Origin of the sequence: Pseudomonas sp. W15Feb34 (assembly GCF_023127765.1) — a bacterium.
GTDB lineage: Bacteria > Pseudomonadota > Gammaproteobacteria > Pseudomonadales > Pseudomonadaceae > Aquipseudomonas > Aquipseudomonas synxantha_A.
The window spans coordinates 35,445-53,521 of sequence record NZ_SPKN01000037.1 but is presented as its reverse complement, the minus strand read 5'-3'; the positions used below and the strand labels follow the sequence as shown (position 1 = coordinate 53,521).

Sequence of the window (18,077 nt, the reverse complement as noted above, 5' to 3'; positions counted from 1 at the left end):
GCTCGATTTTTGGCGCTTGCCCGGTGCGACGTCCAACTAATAAAAACCGATCCATGCATAAGAAAAAGTTGATCCCATGAATTTGAAGTTCCTCGAAACCTTCGTCTGGGTGGCCAAGCTCAAGAGCTTTCGCCTGACTGCCGAGAAGCTGTTCACCACCCAGGCCTCTATTTCCAGCCGCATCGCCGTGCTCGAAAGCGAGCTGGGGGTGAAGCTGTTCCTGCGTGACTCCCGGGGCGTGAGCCTGACCCCGGAAGGCTTGAAGGTGCTCGATTATGCCGAGCAAATGATGGTGACCATGCAGGGTTTGAAACAGTCCCTGGAGACCACCAGCAGCAAGGTCGGACGCATTCGGATCGGCGCGATGGACACGGTGATCCACACCTGGCTCAGCCCGCTGGTGGCAGAACTGATGAAGCTGTTCCCGCTGGTGGAAATCGAGCTGGTCGCCGATACCGCGCTGAACCTCAGCGATCAGTTGCAAAAAGGTTTTCTCGACCTGATCCTGCAAACTGACCTGCTGCGCCTGGAAACCGTGCGCAGCCTGGAACTGGCCAGCCATCCCATGGCCTGGATCGTCGCCAGCCACTCGATTTACAACCGTGACTACGCCTCCCTCGCCGAACTGGCTCAGGAGCGCATCATCACCTACTCGAAAAACTCCCACCCGCATCAGGACGTGCTGAGTCTGATGCAGGCCAACGGCGTGGCCGCGCCCAGAATGAACTGTGTGAACTCGGTGTCGGCGATTACGCGATTATTGCGTGACGGCTTCGGCATCGGTGCCCTGCCGCCGGTGCTGGTCAGTGAAGAGCTGGCGCGGGGGGAATTAGTGATGCTGCCGATGGCACAGCGCCTGCCGAACTTGCAGGTGGTGGTGTCATGGCGTGTGGGGGTGGAGTTGGTGGAGGAGATTGTGGGGTTGTGCCAGAAGGTGGTGGCGCGCTATGCCGAGGAAGTCGGTGCAGAACGCATGCAACTGCATAAACCCGATTAAAACTGTGGGAGCTGGCTTGCCTGCGATAGCGGTGGGCCAACGCGCACATCTGTGACTGGACCACCGCTATCGCAGGCAAGCCAGCTCCCACATTGGACCGAGTCGGCCCTGACTTATAGGCCCTTCAAGTCCCGCTCTTCGATCGGCCGGCTCTGGCGCAAGCGCCGGCCACCCAGCACTACCCAGTCGATCAGGCGATACAGGCACTCGATGCCGAACGACAACAGCATCGCCCCGCCCAAGCCCCAGCCCATGGCTTCGGGCGTCAGCAGAATCTGGTAGCTGTAGCCATTCCAGGTTTCCAGGCGGATATCCGGGTCGGCGGCTACGGCCACTTGCAGGGCGCGGATGTACCACGGGCCTTGCATGGCCTGGAATTGCTTGTCCAACTCAAGCTGGCGATCAAGCATCGCGCCCAGGCTGCTGGCGTCGCTCTGGAAAACCGGGTCATCGCTGGCGCGGTAATGAGCCACCAGCGCTTGCATGTCCCCGTTGAAGAACTGCTGCGCGGTCGACTCAAAGCCGCGCAAGCCAGTCTGCGCCTCGATCAGGTGGGCTTCGACGCGCTTGGCGTAATCGTTGATAAACCCCGGCACTTGCACGCCGACCAACAAGCCAATGGCAAACAGCACCAACCGCAGATAGCTGAGCAACATGGTCGATTCCTTATTCGGTAACGCCCTGGCTGACGCATTCACCGCGTCGCCACAGGCTCCATTGGCCCGGTTCGTAGCGGGTCCAGTTTTCGTTGTCGGTCAAAGGCTCGGTGGCGATGACGGTTACCACGTCATTGGGCGTCGTTTCGGCCTGAAAATCGACGATCACGTCGACATCTTTCAAGCGTGCGGGGCCAAACGGCGCGCGCCGGGTAATCTGCGCCAGTTTGGTCGAGCAGTAGCAAAACAGCCAGTCGCCGTCGCTGAGCAAGCAGTTGAACACGCCCTTGCTGCGGTATTCGGCGCAGGCGGCGATCAGGTCCGGCAGCACTTGCTCGATGTCCACAGGCTCAGGGAAGGCTTCGCGCACGCGGTTGAGCAGGTCACAGAAGGCCGCTTCGCTGTCGGTATCGCCGACCGGGCGGTAGAACGTGGCGCGCGGGTAGAAGTCGGCCAACTGGCCGTTATGGGCAAAACACCAATTGCGGCCCCACAGCTCACGCACGAACGGATGGGTATTGGCCAGACTGACCTTGCCCACATTGGCCTGGCGGATATGGCCGATCACCACTTCGCTCTTGATCGGATAGCGCTGCACCAACAGCGCCACTTCAGACTCACTGCTCGCGGCCGGGTCCTGGAACAGGCGCAGGCCACGGCCTTCATAGAAGGCGATGCCCCAACCGTCGCGGTGCGGGCCGGTACGCCCACCGCGCTGCATCAGCCCGGTAAAGCTGAACACGATATCGGTGGGGACGTTGGCACTCATGCCCAATAATTCACACATGCCAGGGCTCTCGCTGCAGGGGCAGTCTACGTTTAAAGGCGCGGCTCGACCCGCATACCACCAGCAGGCGCCGGGCGACGGAACGGCTCGTCGTCTTCCGGCTCGGCGGCCAAGGCGGCATCTGCAGCAGCCTTGCGCTCACGGCGAGCGCTGGCCGCGCGTTCGATGGGCCAGCGGATCAGCACAAACACGATGTACAGGGCAAACACGATCATCGTGTACATGAACAGATCGGAGATCGCCCGCCAGGCGTTGTTGCCGACCTTGAGCACCAGGTCCAGGGCGGTAATGGCCACGGCCGGCGCAAACTGGGTCTTGACCGGGTCGACGATGGTCGGGCTCAGTAACAGCACCGCCATCAGCAATTGCAGCGGCTCGCGCAGCCAGCGCCAGACCCAGCGGGTCATGCGCCACCACACTAACAGGCAGCCCAAAGCGGCGAAGGCGTAGAGGCCCCAAGCGGTCAGATAGTCGTTCTCGGTCATGGTGTCCATGGCAAGGCTGGCAAAGAGGCGGCTATGATAACGGCTTTTGCGTGTCGCGGCTGCAATGCCGGCCACCGTCCGCCAGATAGGGAATTATCCATGCCTATTTCCACCGCTCCGATTGCCCGCAAGGCCCCAGGCGCAGACCCCTACGCCTGGCTGCAGGAGCGCGACACCCCTGAAGTGCTCGATTACCTCAAGGCGGAAAACGCCTGGCAGGAAGCCCAACTCGCCGACCAGCAAGCTTTGCGCGAAACGCTGTTCGAAGAGATCAAGGGCCGCATCCTCGAAACCGATCTGTCCCTGCCCTCCCCCTGGGGCCCGTACCTGTACTACACCCGCACCACCGCCGGTGACGAATACGCACGCCACTATCGCTGCCGCCGCCCGGCCGATGACAGCAACCAGGTGGACGAGAGCAGCGAAGAACTGCTGCTGGACCCGAACGTCTTGGCCAATGGCGGCTTTTTCTCCCTCGGCGCGTTCAGCATCAGCCCCGACCATCAGCGCCTGGCCTACAGCCTCGACACCAGCGGTGAAGAGATCTACACCCTGTACGTGAAGGAATTGGCCACCGACAAGGTCAGCGAACTGGCGTTCGACAACTGCGACGGCAGCATGACCTGGGCCAATGACAGCTTGACGCTGTTCTTCGGCGAACTCGACGACACCCATCGCCCGCACAAGCTGTATCGCTACCGTCTGGACGGTACGGCGGCGCAGGAAGTGTTCCACGAGCCCGATGGCCGTTTCTTCCTGCACTGCTACCGTTCCAGCTCCGAGCGCCAACTGCTGCTGGCTCTGGGCAGCAAGACCACCAGTGAGATCTGGGCACTGGATGCCGATCAGCCGCACCTGGCCTTCACCTGCCTGGCGCCGCGCGTCGAGGACCACGAATACGATGTCGACCACGGCAAGCGTAACGGCGAGTGGACCTGGTTTATTCGCAGCAACCGCGACGGCATCAACTACGCGCTCTACCTCGCCGCCGATACCGGCACGCCGCCTACCGAGGCCGACTGGCAGAACCTGATCCCTCACAGCGACGAAGTCATGCTCGACGGCGTGAGCCTGAACGCCAGCGCCATGACATTGAGCCTGCGCATCGGCGGCCTGCCGGTCATCGAGGTGCACCCCGAGGGCGTACCGGCTTATCGCGTGGAATTACCCGACGCCGCCTACAGCCTCTACGTACAAAACAGCCTGGAATTTCCAAGCGACAACATCCGCCTACGCTATGAGGCCCTGAACCGTCCCGCCCAGGTGCGTCAGCTAGAGCTGGCAAGCGGCGCGCAGGTGGTGCTCAAGGAAACCCCGGTACTCGGCACATTCAACGCCGACGACTACGTCAGCCAGCGCCTGTGGGCCACCTCTGCCGACGGCACCCAAGTGCCCATCAGCCTGGTGGTCAAGCGTGATCAACTGGGTAAACCCACCCCGCTGTATCTGTACGGCTACGGTGCCTACGGCTCAAGCCTGGACCCATGGTTCTCCCACGCACGCCTGAGCTTGCTGGACCGAGGGGTCGCGTTTGCCATCGCCCATGTGCGCGGCGGCGGTGAGCTGGGTGAAGCCTGGTACCGCAACGGCAAGCAGGAACACAAACAGAATACCTTCAGCGATTTTATCGCCTGCGCCGAACACCTGATCACCGAGGGGCTGACCACTTCCAGGCAACTGGCGATCAGTGGCGGCAGTGCCGGCGGCCTGTTGATTGGCGCGGTGCTCAACCAGCGCCCGGAACTGTTCCAGGCGGCGATTGCCGAAGTGCCGTTTGTCGATGTGCTCAACACCATGCTCGATCCGGAGCTACCGCTGACCATCACCGAGTACGACGAATGGGGCAACCCCGAGGAACCCGAAGTGTATGCGCGCATCAAGGCTTACGCGCCATACGAAAACGTCAGCGCCCAGGCGTACCCGGCCATGCTGGTGATTGCCGGCTACAACGACAGCCGCGTGCAGTATTGGGAGGCCGCCAAGTGGGTGGCCAAGCTGCGCGATACCGCCACTTCAGACAACCTGTTACTGCTCAAGACCGAGCTGGGCGCCGGCCATGGCGGCATGAGCGGGCGCTACCAGGGATTGCGTGACGTAGCGCTCGAATATGCGTTTGTGTTCAAGGCGCTCGGGCTGATCTAAGCACTTGATGGAGCGGTCCTGTCTGAACGCGGGACCGCCTTGACTGTTTTAACCGCCGGGCGTCTTCGGCTTGCTGTCGTTCTGCTGCAAGCCGGGGACAGTCTGGTCCTTGGGCGGCGTGGGCAACACGATGGGCACCAACGGTGGCGTACCGTTCGTCTTGGGCGTGGCGGGCGGGCTGACTTGAGGGTACAACGTCGGGGTCGGCGTGCCCGGCGCGCCTGGGGTTGGTGCGGGCGCGACCGGTACGGTTTGCAACTCCTGAGCCTGCGCCGCAGCGGATATGAGCGCGCTCAATACAATGACCGTTAGAATGCTGCACTTCATCGATGGCTCCATGGCCTGACCGGAATGCCTTAAGGCTACTCCCAACTGCGCAAGAATGCCCTTCCCAATGAGATTTCCATGAAACGTTTCGTTCTGCTGGACACTACTCCGATCCCCGACAACGGCGGCGCCTTGTGCCTGTTCGAGTACGGCGAGGACTTCGTCATCAAGATCCAGGGCGGTGACGGCGGCCAGTTGATGAACACGCGCATGCACGGTTCCGAAGACGCCCTGGCGGAGATTCCCTGCCGCAAGGTCGCCGGTCGCCCGAACTCACGCGTGCTGATCGGCGGCTTGGGCATGGGCTTTACCTTGGCCGCAGCACTCAAGCATTTGGGCAAGACTGCCGAAGTGGTGGTGGCCGAACTGGTGCCGGGCGTCGTGGAATGGAACCGTGGGCCACTGGGAGAAAAATCCGGGTGCCCCTTGCAGGACCCGCGCACGGTGATTCGTCTGGAAGATGTGGCCAAGGTGCTACAGGCCGAGCCCCAGGGCTTCGACGCGATCATGCTTGACGTCGACAACGGTCCCGAGGGGCTTACGCAAAAGGCCAACAGCTGGCTGTATTCCGCCGGTGGCCTGGCCGCCTGCGCCAAAGCCCTGCGGCCCAAGGGCGTGCTCGCCGTGTGGTCGGCCAGTGCCGATAAGCTGTTCAGCGACAAACTGCGCAAGGCCGGCTTCAAGGCTGAAGAGGTTCAGGTGTTCGCCCATGGCAATAAAGGCACGCGGCATACCATCTGGATTGCAGAAAAGCTCAAGGGCTGAATCACTATCGGTCAAATGTGGGAGGGGGCTTGCTCCCGATAGTGGTGTGTCAGCTTGCCTATCCTTAACAGACACACTGCTATCGGGAGCAAGCCCCCTCCCACATTTGGTACTGCTTCAGTCTCTGGATTTGCGGTAATCGATCACGTACGGCACTTTTTTATCGAAGGTCTTTTCCAACTCCTTTTGATCCAGCTGGGTCATACCGCCCAACTGCCGGGCAGTGAAACCGCTGTCGCCGATCATTGCCCCCGGCGCCAGGCTGACCATGCGCTTGGCGACAGCCTCGATGGCATCCTTGTAGCCGCCCTTCTTGTTCAGGTTGTACTGGCCCAGATCAATCTGCGTGCGCAGCCAGTTGCCCCAGTAGAACTCCAGAAATTCCGGCGCAATCGCACCCTCGTTTGGCTTGCCGTACGCGGCCTTACGGGTGAAATACACCAGGCTGCGGAACGTGTCGTCCTGCAGGTTCTTGAAGCCCAGGTGCGCCGGCAGTTGCTCCGCTGGCAACGCCTGGCCCCGGTTGTCCTTGAGCCAGACCTTGCGGGCCGCTTCCATCCGCTGCCAGAACGTGGCGAGATTGGGGCTGGCACTGAAGTCGTCGGTGACCTTGACCCACATTTTCAAGCGCGGGCCAGCGCCGGGTGTTTCCCACAAGGTAGTGAAACTGTGATGACCATCGGTCAGGTAAAGCTGGCCGCCGGGGCCCACCACCACGGTTTTCATATCCTGCGGGTAGGTGCCGACCGGGTGCTTGCAGGTAAAGCTGTCGGACCTTAGCAGCTCGGCGTTTTTCGGCACCTGGTCAGCCTCGCCCTGGCCGTTGGTTTCGCAGTATTCATCGAAAGCCTTGGCCGGCTTGTCGGCGAACAGCCCGAGGCTGTAGTAGATCTGGTCGAAACCCACCACGGCCTGGGTGGGGTGCAATTGCTCCAGGGCCACCTCGATCACCTGCCCGGGCTGCGGCGTAGAGAACGCCTGAGCCTGAGCGGTAACCACACAGAGCACAAGCCCGATAGTCCATGAATACAGACGCATAAATTTCAAATCCTTATCAGTCAGTGAAGCAATCCCTAGGGGTGATTTTCAGCGTAAGCGGCTAGAATCAACCTTATCCGTGACCCACCAAATAGCCAGGAGCCATGATGAGCTCGACCAACCCGCCCTCCCACACCGCCAAGCTGGACCGCATCCTCGCCGATGCCCAGCGCGACCGCGAAATGGGCTACCGCGACAAAGCCTTGAAGATGTACCCCCACGTGTGCGGCCGCTGCGCCCGTGAATTCGCCGGCAAGCGTTTGAGTGAACTGACCGTACACCACCGCAACCATAATCATGATGACAATCCCCAGGACGGCTCCAACTGGGAATTGCTGTGCCTGTACTGCCACGACAACGAACACTCGCGCTACACCGACCAGCAGTATTTCGGCGAAGGCTCCACCAGCAGCCCGAGCATTGCCAAGGCGACGCACAATCCGTTTGCGGCGCTGGCGGGGTTGATGAAGAAAGACGACTGAAGATCGTCCTTGTCTGTACTGGCCTCATCGCAGGCAAGCCAGCTCCCACATTTGGAATGCATTCCCCTGTGGGAGCCGGGCTTGCCCGCGATGACGATCGCCCAAGCACTGCATACCCCCAGGCCGTATAATCGCCGTTTTTCTCCAAGGCACCCTTCCCCGTGGGCAATAAACGCTACAGCTGCATCGGTCTGTATAACCCAAAATCCCCCGAAAACGTCGGCTCGGTGATGCGTGCCGCCGGTTGCTACGGCGTGGCCTCGGTGTTCTACACCGGCGTGCGCTACGAGCGAGCCCGGGACTTCATCACCGACACCAAGAAGGTCCACCACGACATTCCGCTGATCGGCATCGACGACCTGAAGAAGATCCTGCCCCTGGGCTGCATCCCGGTTGCCGTGGAACTGGTGGAAGGTGCCCGCCCGCTGCCTGAATACACCCACCCCGACCGCGCGCTGTATATCTTCGGCCCCGAGGACGGTTCCCTGGACAAGGAGATCCGCGACTGGTGCGAAGATGTGGTGTACATCCCCACCACGGGCTGCATGAACCTGGCAGCCACCGTCAATGTGGTGCTCTACGACCGCCTGGCCAAGGGCAACAACACCCGTTCGGGCCCCAAGTACTGATTCTGCGGGAACATCCGGCACCTGCGCGCAGTCAGCTAGTAACACTAGCCCTTGTTGGAGACAGATCATGAGCGACAGCAAAATCTTGCAACCTATCATCGAAGCCACACCGTTGAAGCCTCAGCCTACCCAGAACGTGCATGGCTGGGAGCGCATCGGCTCAGTGGCGGGCGGCGTGATGATGGTCGGCAAAGGCCTGCGCCGCGGCGGGATTTTCGGGCTGATCCAGGTGGCGATTGGCGGCGTGGCACTGGCCCGTGGCTTTACCGGGCACAGTTCGCTCAAAGACAAGCTGGAGCAGGGTCGCCAGGAAATGAACAGCGTGCGCACGAAGATCGAGCGGGCCGGGGAAGAATTGAAGAATTTGAAGACCAAGGCGGAAGTGGCGGCTGAGAAGGCTGTAAAACCCAAAGCCTGACCTAAGTAATTGGACATGCTGGAGATTCAAATGTGGGAGGGGGCTTGCCCCCTCCCACATTTTGAATTGCACAGGGCTTGGGATCAGCGCAGCAGTTTGCTATCCAGTACCACCGACGATTCGCCGATTACGCTTTCAGCCAACTGAACGAACTCTTTGGTGTTGATGCTGTTGACCCGCATCACCGCCTGCGCCAGATCATCCAGGGAGCGCTTGTTGTGGGTTTTCACGCGGATCTCGCGGTCCAGGTCCTGCAACACCAGTACTGCCCGCGCTACACCAGCGCTGCCGATTTGCTCGCCTCTCAGCGTGGTGACCGCCTTGCTTTCTTTGGCCAGGCGCGCCTGGATCGCCGCATAACGCTCATCGGTGAGGCCCCCCGCACGTCGCACCAGTTCAATCGCGTAATACTCCCCCAGGCCCTCGCTGATCCAGTCACTGCTGTCGTGGTCGTTGAAGCGCCCGATGGCCTGCACCACCTCGCGCAGCAACGGGCTGCCGCCATTTTCGCTGACCAGTGGCGTACGGCTGTTAAGGTAGATCGAATCGTGCGACGCCCAGGCTCCGCGGCGCATCGGGTCACTCGCGCCGACGATCAACAATTTGGCGGGATGGCGTGGGAACGCAGCGTCCACCTGCGGCCAGACGAACGTCAGCAGCGTCAGCACGTCCATGCGGCGCATGCCCTGCCCCTTTGGCGAGGCCACGGTGACCTCGGTTTCACCCAGGCGCAGGCGACGGCTGCCGAGGTTACCGGCGAGCATCCAGCCGGTGGGGCGATCGAACAGGCGGGACACGTTGTCGATGCGGAATTTGTTTTTGCCAATGCGCGGCCAGGCAGTTTCGACGCTCTTCCAGCCCGCGGGCAGTTCGAACATCAGGCGCGAGACCAATTCAATGCCATCTTGCTGGTCCAGGCGCGCAGCCGGCACCAGGTCTTCACCACGCAGTAATGCCCAATTGGGCGTGGCCCGCGTGTCAAAGGTGCCCGGCTTGCGCGCGTGGGTCAGACGCACGCGGTAGGTCAGGCTGGCCTTGTCGGCGCTGGGCTGCCACACACCACGGCTGCCCGTGACTTGCCATTGGCCGTCGGCCTTGAAGTCGCTGTAATCACCACTGCGGCCCAGGTCAAAGTCCAGGCTGCGCACCGCCGAGCCTTGGGACAGGCTGACGCGCACCTCGGCCTGCTCGCTCTGGGGCAGCAGCTTGACGTGATAATCCAGGTCAACCTTCTTCGCACACCAGCCCGGCCCGCTCAGCGCCAGCAATACCAGGGCCGCTGCCAACTTGGCTGCCACCTTCATACACACTCCTTTGTTCAGCCTGCACGGAAGATCAGGTAATCCTCCCAGTCGTCCTCTGGCACGCTGCCTTCGCTGAGCATGCGCCCGGACTGGGAAATGCGTTCATGGTGCACGGCGTCGCGGTCGCCGCAGACCAGGTGGTGCCAGAGCGGCAAATCCTTGCGCTCGCTGACCAGACGATAGCCGCAGGTTGGCGGCAGCCATTTGAACTGGTCGGCCTGGCCGGGCGTGAGCTGGATACAGTCCGGCACCGAAGCGCGGCGATTGGGGTAATCGGTGCACTGGCAGGTTTTCAGGTCGAGCAGTTTGCAGGCGATACGCGTGTAATAGACGCTGTTGTCGTCTTCATCCTCAAGCTTTTGCAGACAGCACAGGCCGCAGCCGTCGCACAACGACTCCCACTCCTCCTGGTCGAGGTGCTCAAGGGTTTTGCGTATCCAGAAAGGTTCGACTTTGGCGGCCATGGCTCTACATCAGTATCAGAAGGTGAAAAGGCCGCCAGTCTAGTGCCCAAGCCCGTTACGGCCAAGCGCTTACGACTGACGGTGTTGCAAGACTTGTCAGCCCTGGGTTGGCGCAGTAGTTTTGAACCCCGGCTTTTTTCATCAGGATCTGTCCATGAGCGATAACCCACGCGTTGCCGATTACCCGATCCATACCCAATTCACCGAACGCTGGTCGCCCCGCGCCTTTACTGGCGAAAGCATCCCGCAAGAGACGTTGCTGAGTTTCTTCGAAGCCGCACGCTGGGCACCCTCGGCGTACAACTCGCAGCCGTGGCGGTTTCTCTACGCCCGCCGGGACACGCCGGACTGGGAGCGTTTCCTGGGCCTGCTGAATGAATTCAACCGCAATTGGGCGCAGCATGCGTCGGCCCTGGTCATCATCGCGTCGAAAACCGACTTCATCGCCCCCGGTGCAACAGAAGAAACCCCGGCGCTGTGGCACACCTTCGACACCGGCTCGGCTTGGGGCCACCTGGCGCTGCAAGCCAGCCTCAGCGGCTGGCACACCCACGGCATGGCCGGTTTCGATCAGGAGCTGACCCGCAAAGAGCTGAAGATTCCCCAAGGCTATGCGCTGCACGCGGCCGTAGCGGTGGGTAAGCTGGGTGACAAGTCGAACCTGCCGCAATACCTGCAAGGCCGTGAAGCGCCGAGCCCACGCAAGCCGTTGACTGAACTGGTGTCTGAGGGCGACTTCAGCCTGTAAGCCTAGTGCAACTCCAATGTGGGAGGGAGCAAGCCCCCTCCCACATTTTAGATTGATGCATGGCCAAGGATCAGTAGCCCCGGTCGAAGTCCACTTCGCCGCGCAGCGCTCGCTTGGCCTGGTAGGCGCGCACGTTTTGCACAAACAACGCCACCATCATCGACGGCGAGGTCGGTGCCGAGCTGTGCCCAGTCAACAGCAAACCCCACGCAGTCCAGAACGGGTGGCGTTGCGGCAACGGCTCCTGACGGCACACGTCGATCACCGCGCCGGCCAGATGCCCTTCTTTCAGGGCCTCGACCAGGTCGGCATCCACCACCGCCACGCCGCGCCCGACGTTGATAAACAGCGCCGTCGACTTGAATTGCTTGAACAACGCCGCGTTGTACACGTCATGGGTGTCCGGGGTATTGGGCAGCAGGTTGATCACGTAATCGACCTCGCCCACCAAGCGGCCCAACTGATCGAGCCCGGCCACTTCAATAAAGGGTGCCTGTTCCCGCGCCGTACTGGCGATGCCGTACAGCTTGACGCCAAAGGGCACCAGGAAATCAGCCACGCTTTTGCCAATATCACCCGTGCCGACAATCAGCGCCTTGCGCCCCGCCAGGCTCTGGCCCATGCGGTTGTCCCACTTGCGCTCGACCTGGCTGACCAGGCGCGCCAGCACTTCGCGCTCATGGCCCAGCATATAGGTGAGGACAAACTCGGCCATGACCTGGCCAAAGATGCCGACTGCACGGGTGAGGCGATAGTCGCGGGGCAAGCCATCGGCCAGCAGCGGCGTGATACCGGCCCAGGTCGATTGCAACCACTGCGGTTGATGGCCCTGGCGCAGCAGCGTCGCCAGCAGATCGGGCTGGCCCAGCCACACCGGGCAATCGGCGGCCAGGCGCGAGAGTTCGGCCGAGTCACCGCTGGTCAGCACGTCAAGGTCCGGGGCGGCCTCCTTGAGCAGTTGGGCGTAGAGCGGGTGATCCTGTTCAGCAATCAGAACACGCATGGTTCAAACCTTTCAAAAACAATGCAGACGGCCGCCCGCATCCTTACGGCCACCGTCGTCTAATACGATTCCATTTAAAGCCTGTGCCCTGACACGGGCACTGATCGATCACATCGGGTCGTTGCGGCGCAGCAACTCTTCGGGCAAGTGCTCGATGTACTCGTCTTCGGCCGGCGGCATTTGCAGGTGGTAGCCCTGTTTGTCGAGGTTTTCCAGCACCACGGTGATGTCTTCGCGCGACAGCTTGCGCTCCGGCGTCAGCACCATGTCAAACGCGTGATGCGCCTTGCCGAAGGCCTCCATCAACGGCTCGGGCACGCGCTCGAGGGCATCGCTTTTGAGCACGTAGAGGTACATGCCGTCTTTTTTCTTGCTGCGGTAGATGGAACAAATACGTTTCAAGGCTGTTCTCCGGCATTGGCCAGGCTGTCGAGCAGCGCCTGGCCCATCAACTCGCGGCGCCAGCCACGCAGCGAGTCTGGCAATTGGTAAGGCCCATCGGGGTAGCCACTTTTGACCAGGGCTTCGAGGGTTTTCTTGCGCAGCATCAGTTCCGGCGCCATCTCCAGGCGCTCGGCGAACGTCTGGCCCAGGGCGCGCAGTTGCTTGATCAGCGCGGCGGCGTCCACCGGCAACGGTTCGGCCACGGCGGGAGGCCATTGGTCCATCGGCACGCTACCGGCACGTTTGATCAGGTCCAGCAGGAACTGGCCGTCCTGACGCACGGTACGCGGGTGCATGTCTTCGATCTTGCCCAGCGCGGCCAGGTTATCCGGCTGGGATTTGGCCAACGGCCAGAGCGAATGCTCGCGGATGATGCGGTTGCGCGGCAGGTCCCGGGCGCGGGCCTGCTGTTCGCGCCAGGCGCACAATTCACGCAGCACGGCAAGTTGGGCACGGGACAGTTTCCACGCCAGCTTGGCATCGCGGTACACCTCGAAAGGGTCGATTTCGCGGCGCAGGTTGGCCACCAGTTCGGCACCGTCTTCCAGGACCCAGGCGTACTTGTCATCCGATAGCTGCGGGCGCAGGCGAATATAGACCTCGGCCAGGTGCACCGCGTCTTCAGCGGCGTAGCTGACCTGCGTCTCGGACAATGGCCGCTGCAGCCAGTCCGAACGGGTTTCGCCCTTGGGCAGCTCGATATCCAGCACGGCTTGCACCAGGCGCGAATAGCCCATGGAAAAGCCGAGGTTGAGGTAAGCCGCGGCCAACTGGGTGTCGAACAACGGTGCCGGCAGGCTGCCGGTCAGGCGCAACAGCACTTCCAGGTCTTCGCTGCAGGCGTGCACCACCTTGATCACCGCCGGGTTCTCCAGCAAAGCGGCCAAGGGTTGCCAGTTGTCGATGGTCAGGGGGTCGATCAGGTAAGCGCGTACGCCATCACCGATCTGGATCAGCCCGGCAATAGGGTAAAAGGTGTCGACCCGCATGAATTCGGTGTCGAGGGCGACGAATGGCAACTGCTGCCATTGGGCGCAATGCTGGCCGAGGCTATCGTTGTCGCAGATCCAGTGAATATCGATGGCCACACGGCTCTCCCTTGAAGAATGGCGCGCAGTATATATCGCGAAAGGGGCTTGCGAGCATCCGTAGTGCACACACCATCATGAAAACTCCGACAGGAGATGAAGAATAGTCCGACATATGGGAGTTATCCTCTCTTACGCAGGACGTACACACACCAGAGTTTGGAGCCCGGCAGGAACTCCTGGTAATTCAGAACCTTGAAGCCCGCCTGACGAAACTCATCCTCTACCGGTGTACCCGCGCTTACGGAAACAATCACCGTGTCGCGGCTGACGCGGTGAAACTCGCGCAACAACATTAATCGCACATCGCTGCTGGGCACATGGCGAAACAACTCCAGGCAGAAAATACAGTCCACCGCGTTCGCCGAAAGGCCAATCGAAAACGCCGAGCCCTGGAAGGTTTTGACACGTTTTAGCAACGTGCCCGGGTGATGGGTGCGCGCGTGGTCGAGCATGGCCTGGGAGTTGTCAGAGGCGAGGATCACCCGGTTGACGTGCTCGGCCAGCACCGGCCAGAAGCGCCCCGAACCACAGGCCAGGTCAAGGATAAGCCCTGGCTCACCCGCGACCTTCAGCGCATGGCGTACCAGCCGCGCATCCCGCCACGCGGCCAAGCGCTGCAACAGCCTTGGCGGACGCGGATCACCGCACACCCTGGCATGCTCACGGTCACAGCGCTCGGTGAATTCAGTCTCGATGGGGGATGGAGGTTGTGGCGACATCACGGGCTCATGTGGGTAAAACGGTAGTGAACGACCTTGATTCCCAGCTTAACCACTGCAACGTGAAAAAAAGGTCGAAAGCCGCCACCGTAAACTCCGTCACGCCTGATGCAGGTACCAGCGCCAATCCTGCTCGCCGACCTCGCCCATGAACTGGCGATATTCGGCACGTTTGACTGCCAGGTAAACACCAAGGAATTCACTGCCAAACGCATCCTTTGCCCATCGCGAAGCCTCAAGCGCACGCAGGGTGGTCAGCCAGTCAGTGGGCAACAGCTCCTTGGCCTGGGCATAACCGTTTCCTTCCACCGGGGCGCCAGGGTCGCGTTGCTCGCGAATGCCGCGATGGATGCCGGCCAGGATCGCGGCGGCCGCCAGATAAGGGTTGGCATCGGCGCCGCAGATGCGGTGCTCGATATGCCGGGAACTGGCCGGGCCACCGGGCACGCGCAGGCTGACGGTGCGGTTGTCCACGCCCCAGGTGGCAGCCAGGGGTGCATAGCTGTTGGTTTGGAAACGCCGATAGGAGTTGGCGTTGGGGCAGAACATCAGCAGCGAATCGAGCAACGTACTGAGCATCCCGCCCACCGCCTGGCGCAGCAGCGGCGTGCCATCAGCCGCCTCGCTGGCGAACAGGTTATTGCCCTGGGCATCGGTCAGGCTGACGTGCATATGCATACCGGTGCCGGCCAGGTCGTCGAACGGCTTGGCCATAAAACATGCGGCCATCCCGTGCTTGTGGGCCACGCCCTTGACCAGGCGTTTGTAGCGCACCGCTTCGTCCATCGCCTGTAAAGCATCAGTGCGATGTTCAAGGGTAATTTCCACCTGGCCCGGGGCGTACTCGGAGATGGCCGTTCGCGCCGGGATACCTTGCAGCTTGCAGGCGCTATAAAGGTCGGCGAGAAACGGCTCGATCTGCTCCAGTTCGCGCAGGCCATAGACCTGGGTCGAACGCGGGCGATTGCCGTCCATATCCCGCGCCGGTTGCGGACGACCGTTGCCGTCGGGTTTCTGGTCGAGCAGGTAGAACTCCAGCTCTGCCGCCATCACTGGGTAATAGCCATCGGCTTTGAGTGCATCGATGACCTTGGCGAGCAAATGCCGAGGGTCGGCCACGGTAGCGGGCAAGCCTTGTGTGGGGTGCATGCTGACTTGCACCGCCGCGGTGGGGATCAAACGCCAGGGCATACGCTGCAAACTGCCACTGATCGGGTAGGCGCGGCAGTCGATATCGCCGACTTCCCACACCAGCCCTGAGTTTTCTACGTCATCGCCATTGATGGTCAGGCCGAGAATGGTGCTGGGCAGTGGCCGACCGGTTTCGTACACCGCCAGCAGTTCGTCGCGGTGCAGCAGCTTGCCGCGGGGTACGCCGTTGTTGTCGAGGATAAACAGCTCGAACATCTCAATGTCGGGGTTCTGCTCAAGGAAGGTTCGGGCTTCGTGCAGGCGGGCAAAGACACTCATGGCAATTCTCATACGTTTGGGTCGGGCAGATGCAGATGGGCACAGGTGCACGTCATCCGTGGGGGTGGATCAACGTAGAAAAGAGGTGTCTGGCGGGCGCGCGTGTCGACAATGGAACAAGGCCCAGAACGCAAGTGCAGAAGGCAGTGTCGCGGCGTGAGTGTCGGGGCAACCGTCCATGCGCGGATCACAGAAATAGAGAACCCCGAGCGTCACACGCCTGGATAGGCGGTTAAATTCAGGCTTGATGGAGTTTGGGTACAGTTTGGCTAAACATTCCCCACGCCTTGCCACCCTGCCCGGCGCTGGAAATAATGGGCGCCCCGACCGTGCCCCAAGGACTCGCCCCCATGAAAGCTCCTCTGGCCCTCTGTGTGCTGGCAAGCCTGGTAAACATCGCCCAGGCCGACACTGTCCCGTCACGTCTTGACGAGGTGATCCAGCGCGGCACCCTGACCGTTTGCACAACGGGCGACTATAAGCCCTACACCTCATTGCGCGCCGATGGCCATTATGAAGGTATCGACATTGCCATGGCCGAGTCCCTGGCCAAGAGCCTCAACGCCACGATCAAGTGGGTGCCCACCACGTGGAAAACCCTGATGCCGGACTTCCTCGCCCAACGGTGCGACATCGCCGTGGGCGGGATTTCGGTGTCGTTGGAGCGGCAGAAAAAGGCGTTCTTCAGCCAATCGCTGGGGGTTGACGGCAAGATCCCACTGGTGCGCTGCGCCGACGTGCAGCGCTACCAAACGGTTGAGCAGATCAACCAGCCACAGGTGCGGGTGATCGAGCCGGCAGGTGGCACCAATGAAGTGTTTGCCCGTGCCCACCTGGGCCAGACGCAGATTCGCCTGCATGACAATGTGACGATTTTTGATGAGCTGCTGGCGGGCAAGGCCGATGTGATGATTACCGATGCCAGCGAGGCGCGGTATCAGCAGAAGCTCAAGCCGGGGTTGTGTGCGGTCAATCCTGAGCGGCCGATGCAGTACAGTGAAAAAGCCTTCCTGCTACCTCGCGATGATGTGGCCTGGAAGAGTTATGTGGATCAGTGGTTGCACTTGAGCGTGGCGACGGGTGTGTATGGGGGGGTTGTCAGCCAGTGGTTGGCCGCGCCTTGAATTTGCTGCCATGACGGCCTGTCTGGCACACCGAGATCTAAATGTGGGAGGGGGCTTGCTCTCGATATAGGTGGATCAGCCAAAAAATTGTTAACTGACACTCCGCTATCGGGAGCAAGCCCCCTCCCACATCAGCTCGACGAACGCCCTGCACGCGGCGCTGCGGTAGGCGCCCTTGCGGCTCAATAGTGCGGCAGTACGCTGCGGCAGCGGTGGGTCGATGGTCACGGCGTGCAGCCCCGTCTGCGCCTCGGCCAGTGCTTGGGGCAGGACGGTTGCCAGTGACGTGTTGCGGACGATTTCGATGATTGCGCTGATGGAGTTGGCTTCCATGGCGATAAATGGTTTCACACCTTGCCCGCGGCAGTAGTCATCGATATGGCGGCGGGTAGCGAAGCTCGTGTTCAGCAGCACCAGGGGTTGTTCAAGCCAAACGAGTCGGCTCAATTGGGGATGGCTGGCACTGACCACTACGCTCAGTTGTTCGACAAACAGCCCCTTGCACTCAATGTCCGGCCCATGTTCGCCGGTAAATCCGATACCGATATCCAGCAGGTCTTCGCCCAGTGCAGCTTCGATACGGTCCTGGGTCAACTCCTCGACGCTGAGGGTGATGCCCGGGTAGAGCGTATTGAATCGCGCCAGCAACGGGCCGATCAGGTAGGCGGTAAAGGTCGGCGTCATGGCCAGGCGCAAATGCCCGCGGCTGAGGTCCTGCACATCGTGTATGGCGCGGCTGCCGGCCTGCAGGTCCTGCAAGGCCAGCCGGGCAAAGCGCACATAGGCTTGCCCCGCATCGGTCAGGCTGATACTGCGCCCGGAGCGGTCGAGCAGCGGCGCGCCGAGGCTTTCTTCCAGCTGTTTGATCTGTTGTGAGAGGGTCGGCTGCGATACATGCAGCGCTTCAGCAGCGCGGGTGAAGTTGCGATGCTCGGCAACGGCGAGCAAGTAACGGATATGACGCAGCAGCATCGACAGCGCTCC

General features: G+C 61.4%; 21 protein-coding genes. 8 read left to right on the top strand and 13 right to left on the bottom strand.

Annotated elements, in window-relative coordinates; genetic code table 11:
* Window positions 1–76 precede the first annotated feature (76 nt).
* Window positions 77–997 carry a LysR family transcriptional regulator gene (locus E4O97_RS17855; RefSeq protein ID WP_005786115.1) on the top strand — a complete coding sequence of 307 codons (921 nt, stop codon included), beginning with the start codon at window positions 77–79 and terminating at the stop codon, window positions 995–997.
* Between the two features lie 113 nt (window positions 998–1,110).
* Here E4O97_RS17855 and E4O97_RS17850 read toward each other — a convergent pair whose 3' ends face one another.
* Genes E4O97_RS17850 through E4O97_RS17840 form a run of 3 tightly spaced genes read right to left on the bottom strand, consistent with a single transcriptional unit; the run spans window position 1,111 to window position 3,000 of the window.
* Window positions 1,111–1,653, bottom strand: coding sequence for a DUF2937 family protein (locus E4O97_RS17850; protein ID WP_005786113.1), 543 nt, complete (start codon window positions 1,651–1,653; stop codon window positions 1,111–1,113).
* Between the two features lie 10 nt (window positions 1,654–1,663).
* Window positions 1,664–2,440, bottom strand: coding sequence for a class II glutamine amidotransferase (locus E4O97_RS17845; protein WP_248161864.1), 777 nt, complete (start codon window positions 2,438–2,440; stop codon window positions 1,664–1,666).
* Window positions 2,441–2,472: 32 nt separating this feature from the next.
* A complete protein-coding gene (locus E4O97_RS17840; RefSeq protein ID WP_032877234.1) occupies window positions 2,473–3,000 on the bottom strand; it encodes an MFS transporter in 528 nt (175 codons plus the stop codon).
* A gap of 24 nt (window positions 3,001–3,024) precedes the next feature.
* Between E4O97_RS17840 and E4O97_RS17835 the strand changes: the two genes are divergently transcribed.
* Window positions 3,025–5,067: a S9 family peptidase gene (locus E4O97_RS17835; protein WP_078820612.1), complete on the top strand. Its 2,043-nt coding sequence runs from the start codon at window positions 3,025–3,027 to the stop codon at window positions 5,065–5,067.
* A 48-nt stretch (window positions 5,068–5,115) separates the two neighbouring features.
* Here E4O97_RS17835 and E4O97_RS17830 read toward each other — a convergent pair whose 3' ends face one another.
* On the bottom strand, window positions 5,116–5,394 hold the full coding sequence (locus E4O97_RS17830) for a hypothetical protein (protein WP_005786107.1): 279 nt from the start codon (window positions 5,392–5,394) through the stop codon (window positions 5,116–5,118).
* Window positions 5,395–5,472: 78 nt separating this feature from the next.
* On the opposite strand from E4O97_RS17830, the gene E4O97_RS17825 reads away from it, so the two are divergent.
* A complete protein-coding gene (locus E4O97_RS17825) occupies window positions 5,473–6,159 on the top strand; it encodes a hypothetical protein (RefSeq protein WP_032877236.1) in 687 nt (228 codons plus the stop codon).
* 117 nt (window positions 6,160–6,276) lie between these two features.
* Here the strand turns inward: E4O97_RS17825 and E4O97_RS17820 are convergent, their stop codons facing one another.
* Window positions 6,277–7,197, bottom strand: a complete 921-nt coding sequence (locus tag E4O97_RS17820; RefSeq protein WP_248161863.1) for a ParB/Srx family N-terminal domain-containing protein — start codon at window positions 7,195–7,197, stop codon at window positions 6,277–6,279.
* 107 nt (window positions 7,198–7,304) lie between these two features.
* On the opposite strand from E4O97_RS17820, the gene E4O97_RS17815 reads away from it, so the two are divergent.
* The 3 genes from E4O97_RS17815 to E4O97_RS17805 all read left to right on the top strand — a co-directional run bounded on the left by E4O97_RS17815 (window position 7,305) and on the right by E4O97_RS17805 (window position 8,726).
* Window positions 7,305–7,679 (top strand): YajD family HNH nuclease, encoded by a 375-nt coding sequence (locus E4O97_RS17815; RefSeq protein WP_005786102.1) that lies wholly within the window; start codon window positions 7,305–7,307, stop codon window positions 7,677–7,679.
* Between the two features lie 161 nt (window positions 7,680–7,840).
* Entirely contained in the window at window positions 7,841–8,308 is a 468-nt protein-coding gene (locus tag E4O97_RS17810) for an RNA methyltransferase (RefSeq protein WP_003189607.1), read from the top strand.
* A gap of 67 nt (window positions 8,309–8,375) precedes the next feature.
* Window positions 8,376–8,726, top strand: a complete 351-nt coding sequence (locus E4O97_RS17805; RefSeq protein ID WP_032877238.1) for a DUF2892 domain-containing protein — start codon at window positions 8,376–8,378, stop codon at window positions 8,724–8,726.
* A gap of 83 nt (window positions 8,727–8,809) precedes the next feature.
* Here E4O97_RS17805 and E4O97_RS17800 read toward each other — a convergent pair whose 3' ends face one another.
* Window positions 8,810–10,030 carry a hypothetical protein gene (locus tag E4O97_RS17800; protein ID WP_078820609.1) on the bottom strand — a complete coding sequence of 407 codons (1,221 nt, stop codon included), beginning with the start codon at window positions 10,028–10,030 and terminating at the stop codon, window positions 8,810–8,812.
* A gap of 14 nt (window positions 10,031–10,044) precedes the next feature.
* The gene (locus tag E4O97_RS17795) at window positions 10,045–10,494 is read right to left on the bottom strand and encodes a YcgN family cysteine cluster protein (RefSeq protein WP_003172524.1); all 450 of its coding nucleotides are present in this window, start codon (window positions 10,492–10,494) and stop codon (window positions 10,045–10,047) included.
* Between the two features lie 154 nt (window positions 10,495–10,648).
* Here E4O97_RS17795 and E4O97_RS17790 point away from each other — a divergent pair, with 154 nt between their 5' ends.
* Window positions 10,649–11,242 carry a nitroreductase family protein gene (locus E4O97_RS17790; RefSeq protein ID WP_078820608.1) on the top strand — a complete coding sequence of 198 codons (594 nt, stop codon included), beginning with the start codon at window positions 10,649–10,651 and terminating at the stop codon, window positions 11,240–11,242.
* Between the two features lie 70 nt (window positions 11,243–11,312).
* On the opposite strand, the gene E4O97_RS17785 is transcribed toward E4O97_RS17790, so the two are convergent.
* The 5 genes from E4O97_RS17785 to E4O97_RS17765 form a co-directional block, all read right to left on the bottom strand.
* Window positions 11,313–12,245: a D-2-hydroxyacid dehydrogenase gene (locus tag E4O97_RS17785; RefSeq protein WP_103733526.1), complete on the bottom strand. Its 933-nt coding sequence runs from the start codon at window positions 12,243–12,245 to the stop codon at window positions 11,313–11,315.
* A gap of 108 nt (window positions 12,246–12,353) precedes the next feature.
* Entirely contained in the window at window positions 12,354–12,647 is a 294-nt protein-coding gene (locus E4O97_RS17780) for a YcgL domain-containing protein (RefSeq protein WP_014717482.1), read from the bottom strand.
* Window positions 12,644–13,777 carry a ribonuclease D gene (gene rnd, locus E4O97_RS17775; protein WP_032877242.1) on the bottom strand — a complete coding sequence of 378 codons (1,134 nt, stop codon included), beginning with the start codon at window positions 13,775–13,777 and terminating at the stop codon, window positions 12,644–12,646. Before rnd ends, E4O97_RS17780 begins: the two co-directional genes overlap by 4 nt.
* 122 nt (window positions 13,778–13,899) lie before the next feature.
* Entirely contained in the window at window positions 13,900–14,499 is a 600-nt protein-coding gene (locus tag E4O97_RS17770) for a class I SAM-dependent methyltransferase (RefSeq protein ID WP_005786086.1), read from the bottom strand.
* A gap of 99 nt (window positions 14,500–14,598) precedes the next feature.
* Window positions 14,599–15,969, bottom strand: a complete 1,371-nt coding sequence (locus E4O97_RS17765; RefSeq protein WP_078820606.1) for a glutamine synthetase family protein — start codon at window positions 15,967–15,969, stop codon at window positions 14,599–14,601.
* Between the two features lie 350 nt (window positions 15,970–16,319).
* On the opposite strand from E4O97_RS17765, the gene E4O97_RS17760 reads away from it, so the two are divergent.
* Window positions 16,320–17,093: a transporter substrate-binding domain-containing protein gene (locus E4O97_RS17760; RefSeq protein ID WP_248161862.1), complete on the top strand. Its 774-nt coding sequence runs from the start codon at window positions 16,320–16,322 to the stop codon at window positions 17,091–17,093.
* A 105-nt stretch (window positions 17,094–17,198) separates the two neighbouring features.
* Here the strand turns inward: E4O97_RS17760 and cynR are convergent, their stop codons facing one another.
* Window positions 17,199–18,065 carry a transcriptional regulator CynR gene (gene cynR, locus E4O97_RS17755; protein WP_248128169.1) on the bottom strand — a complete coding sequence of 289 codons (867 nt, stop codon included), beginning with the start codon at window positions 18,063–18,065 and terminating at the stop codon, window positions 17,199–17,201.
* Between the last annotated feature and the right edge of the window lie 12 nt (window positions 18,066–18,077).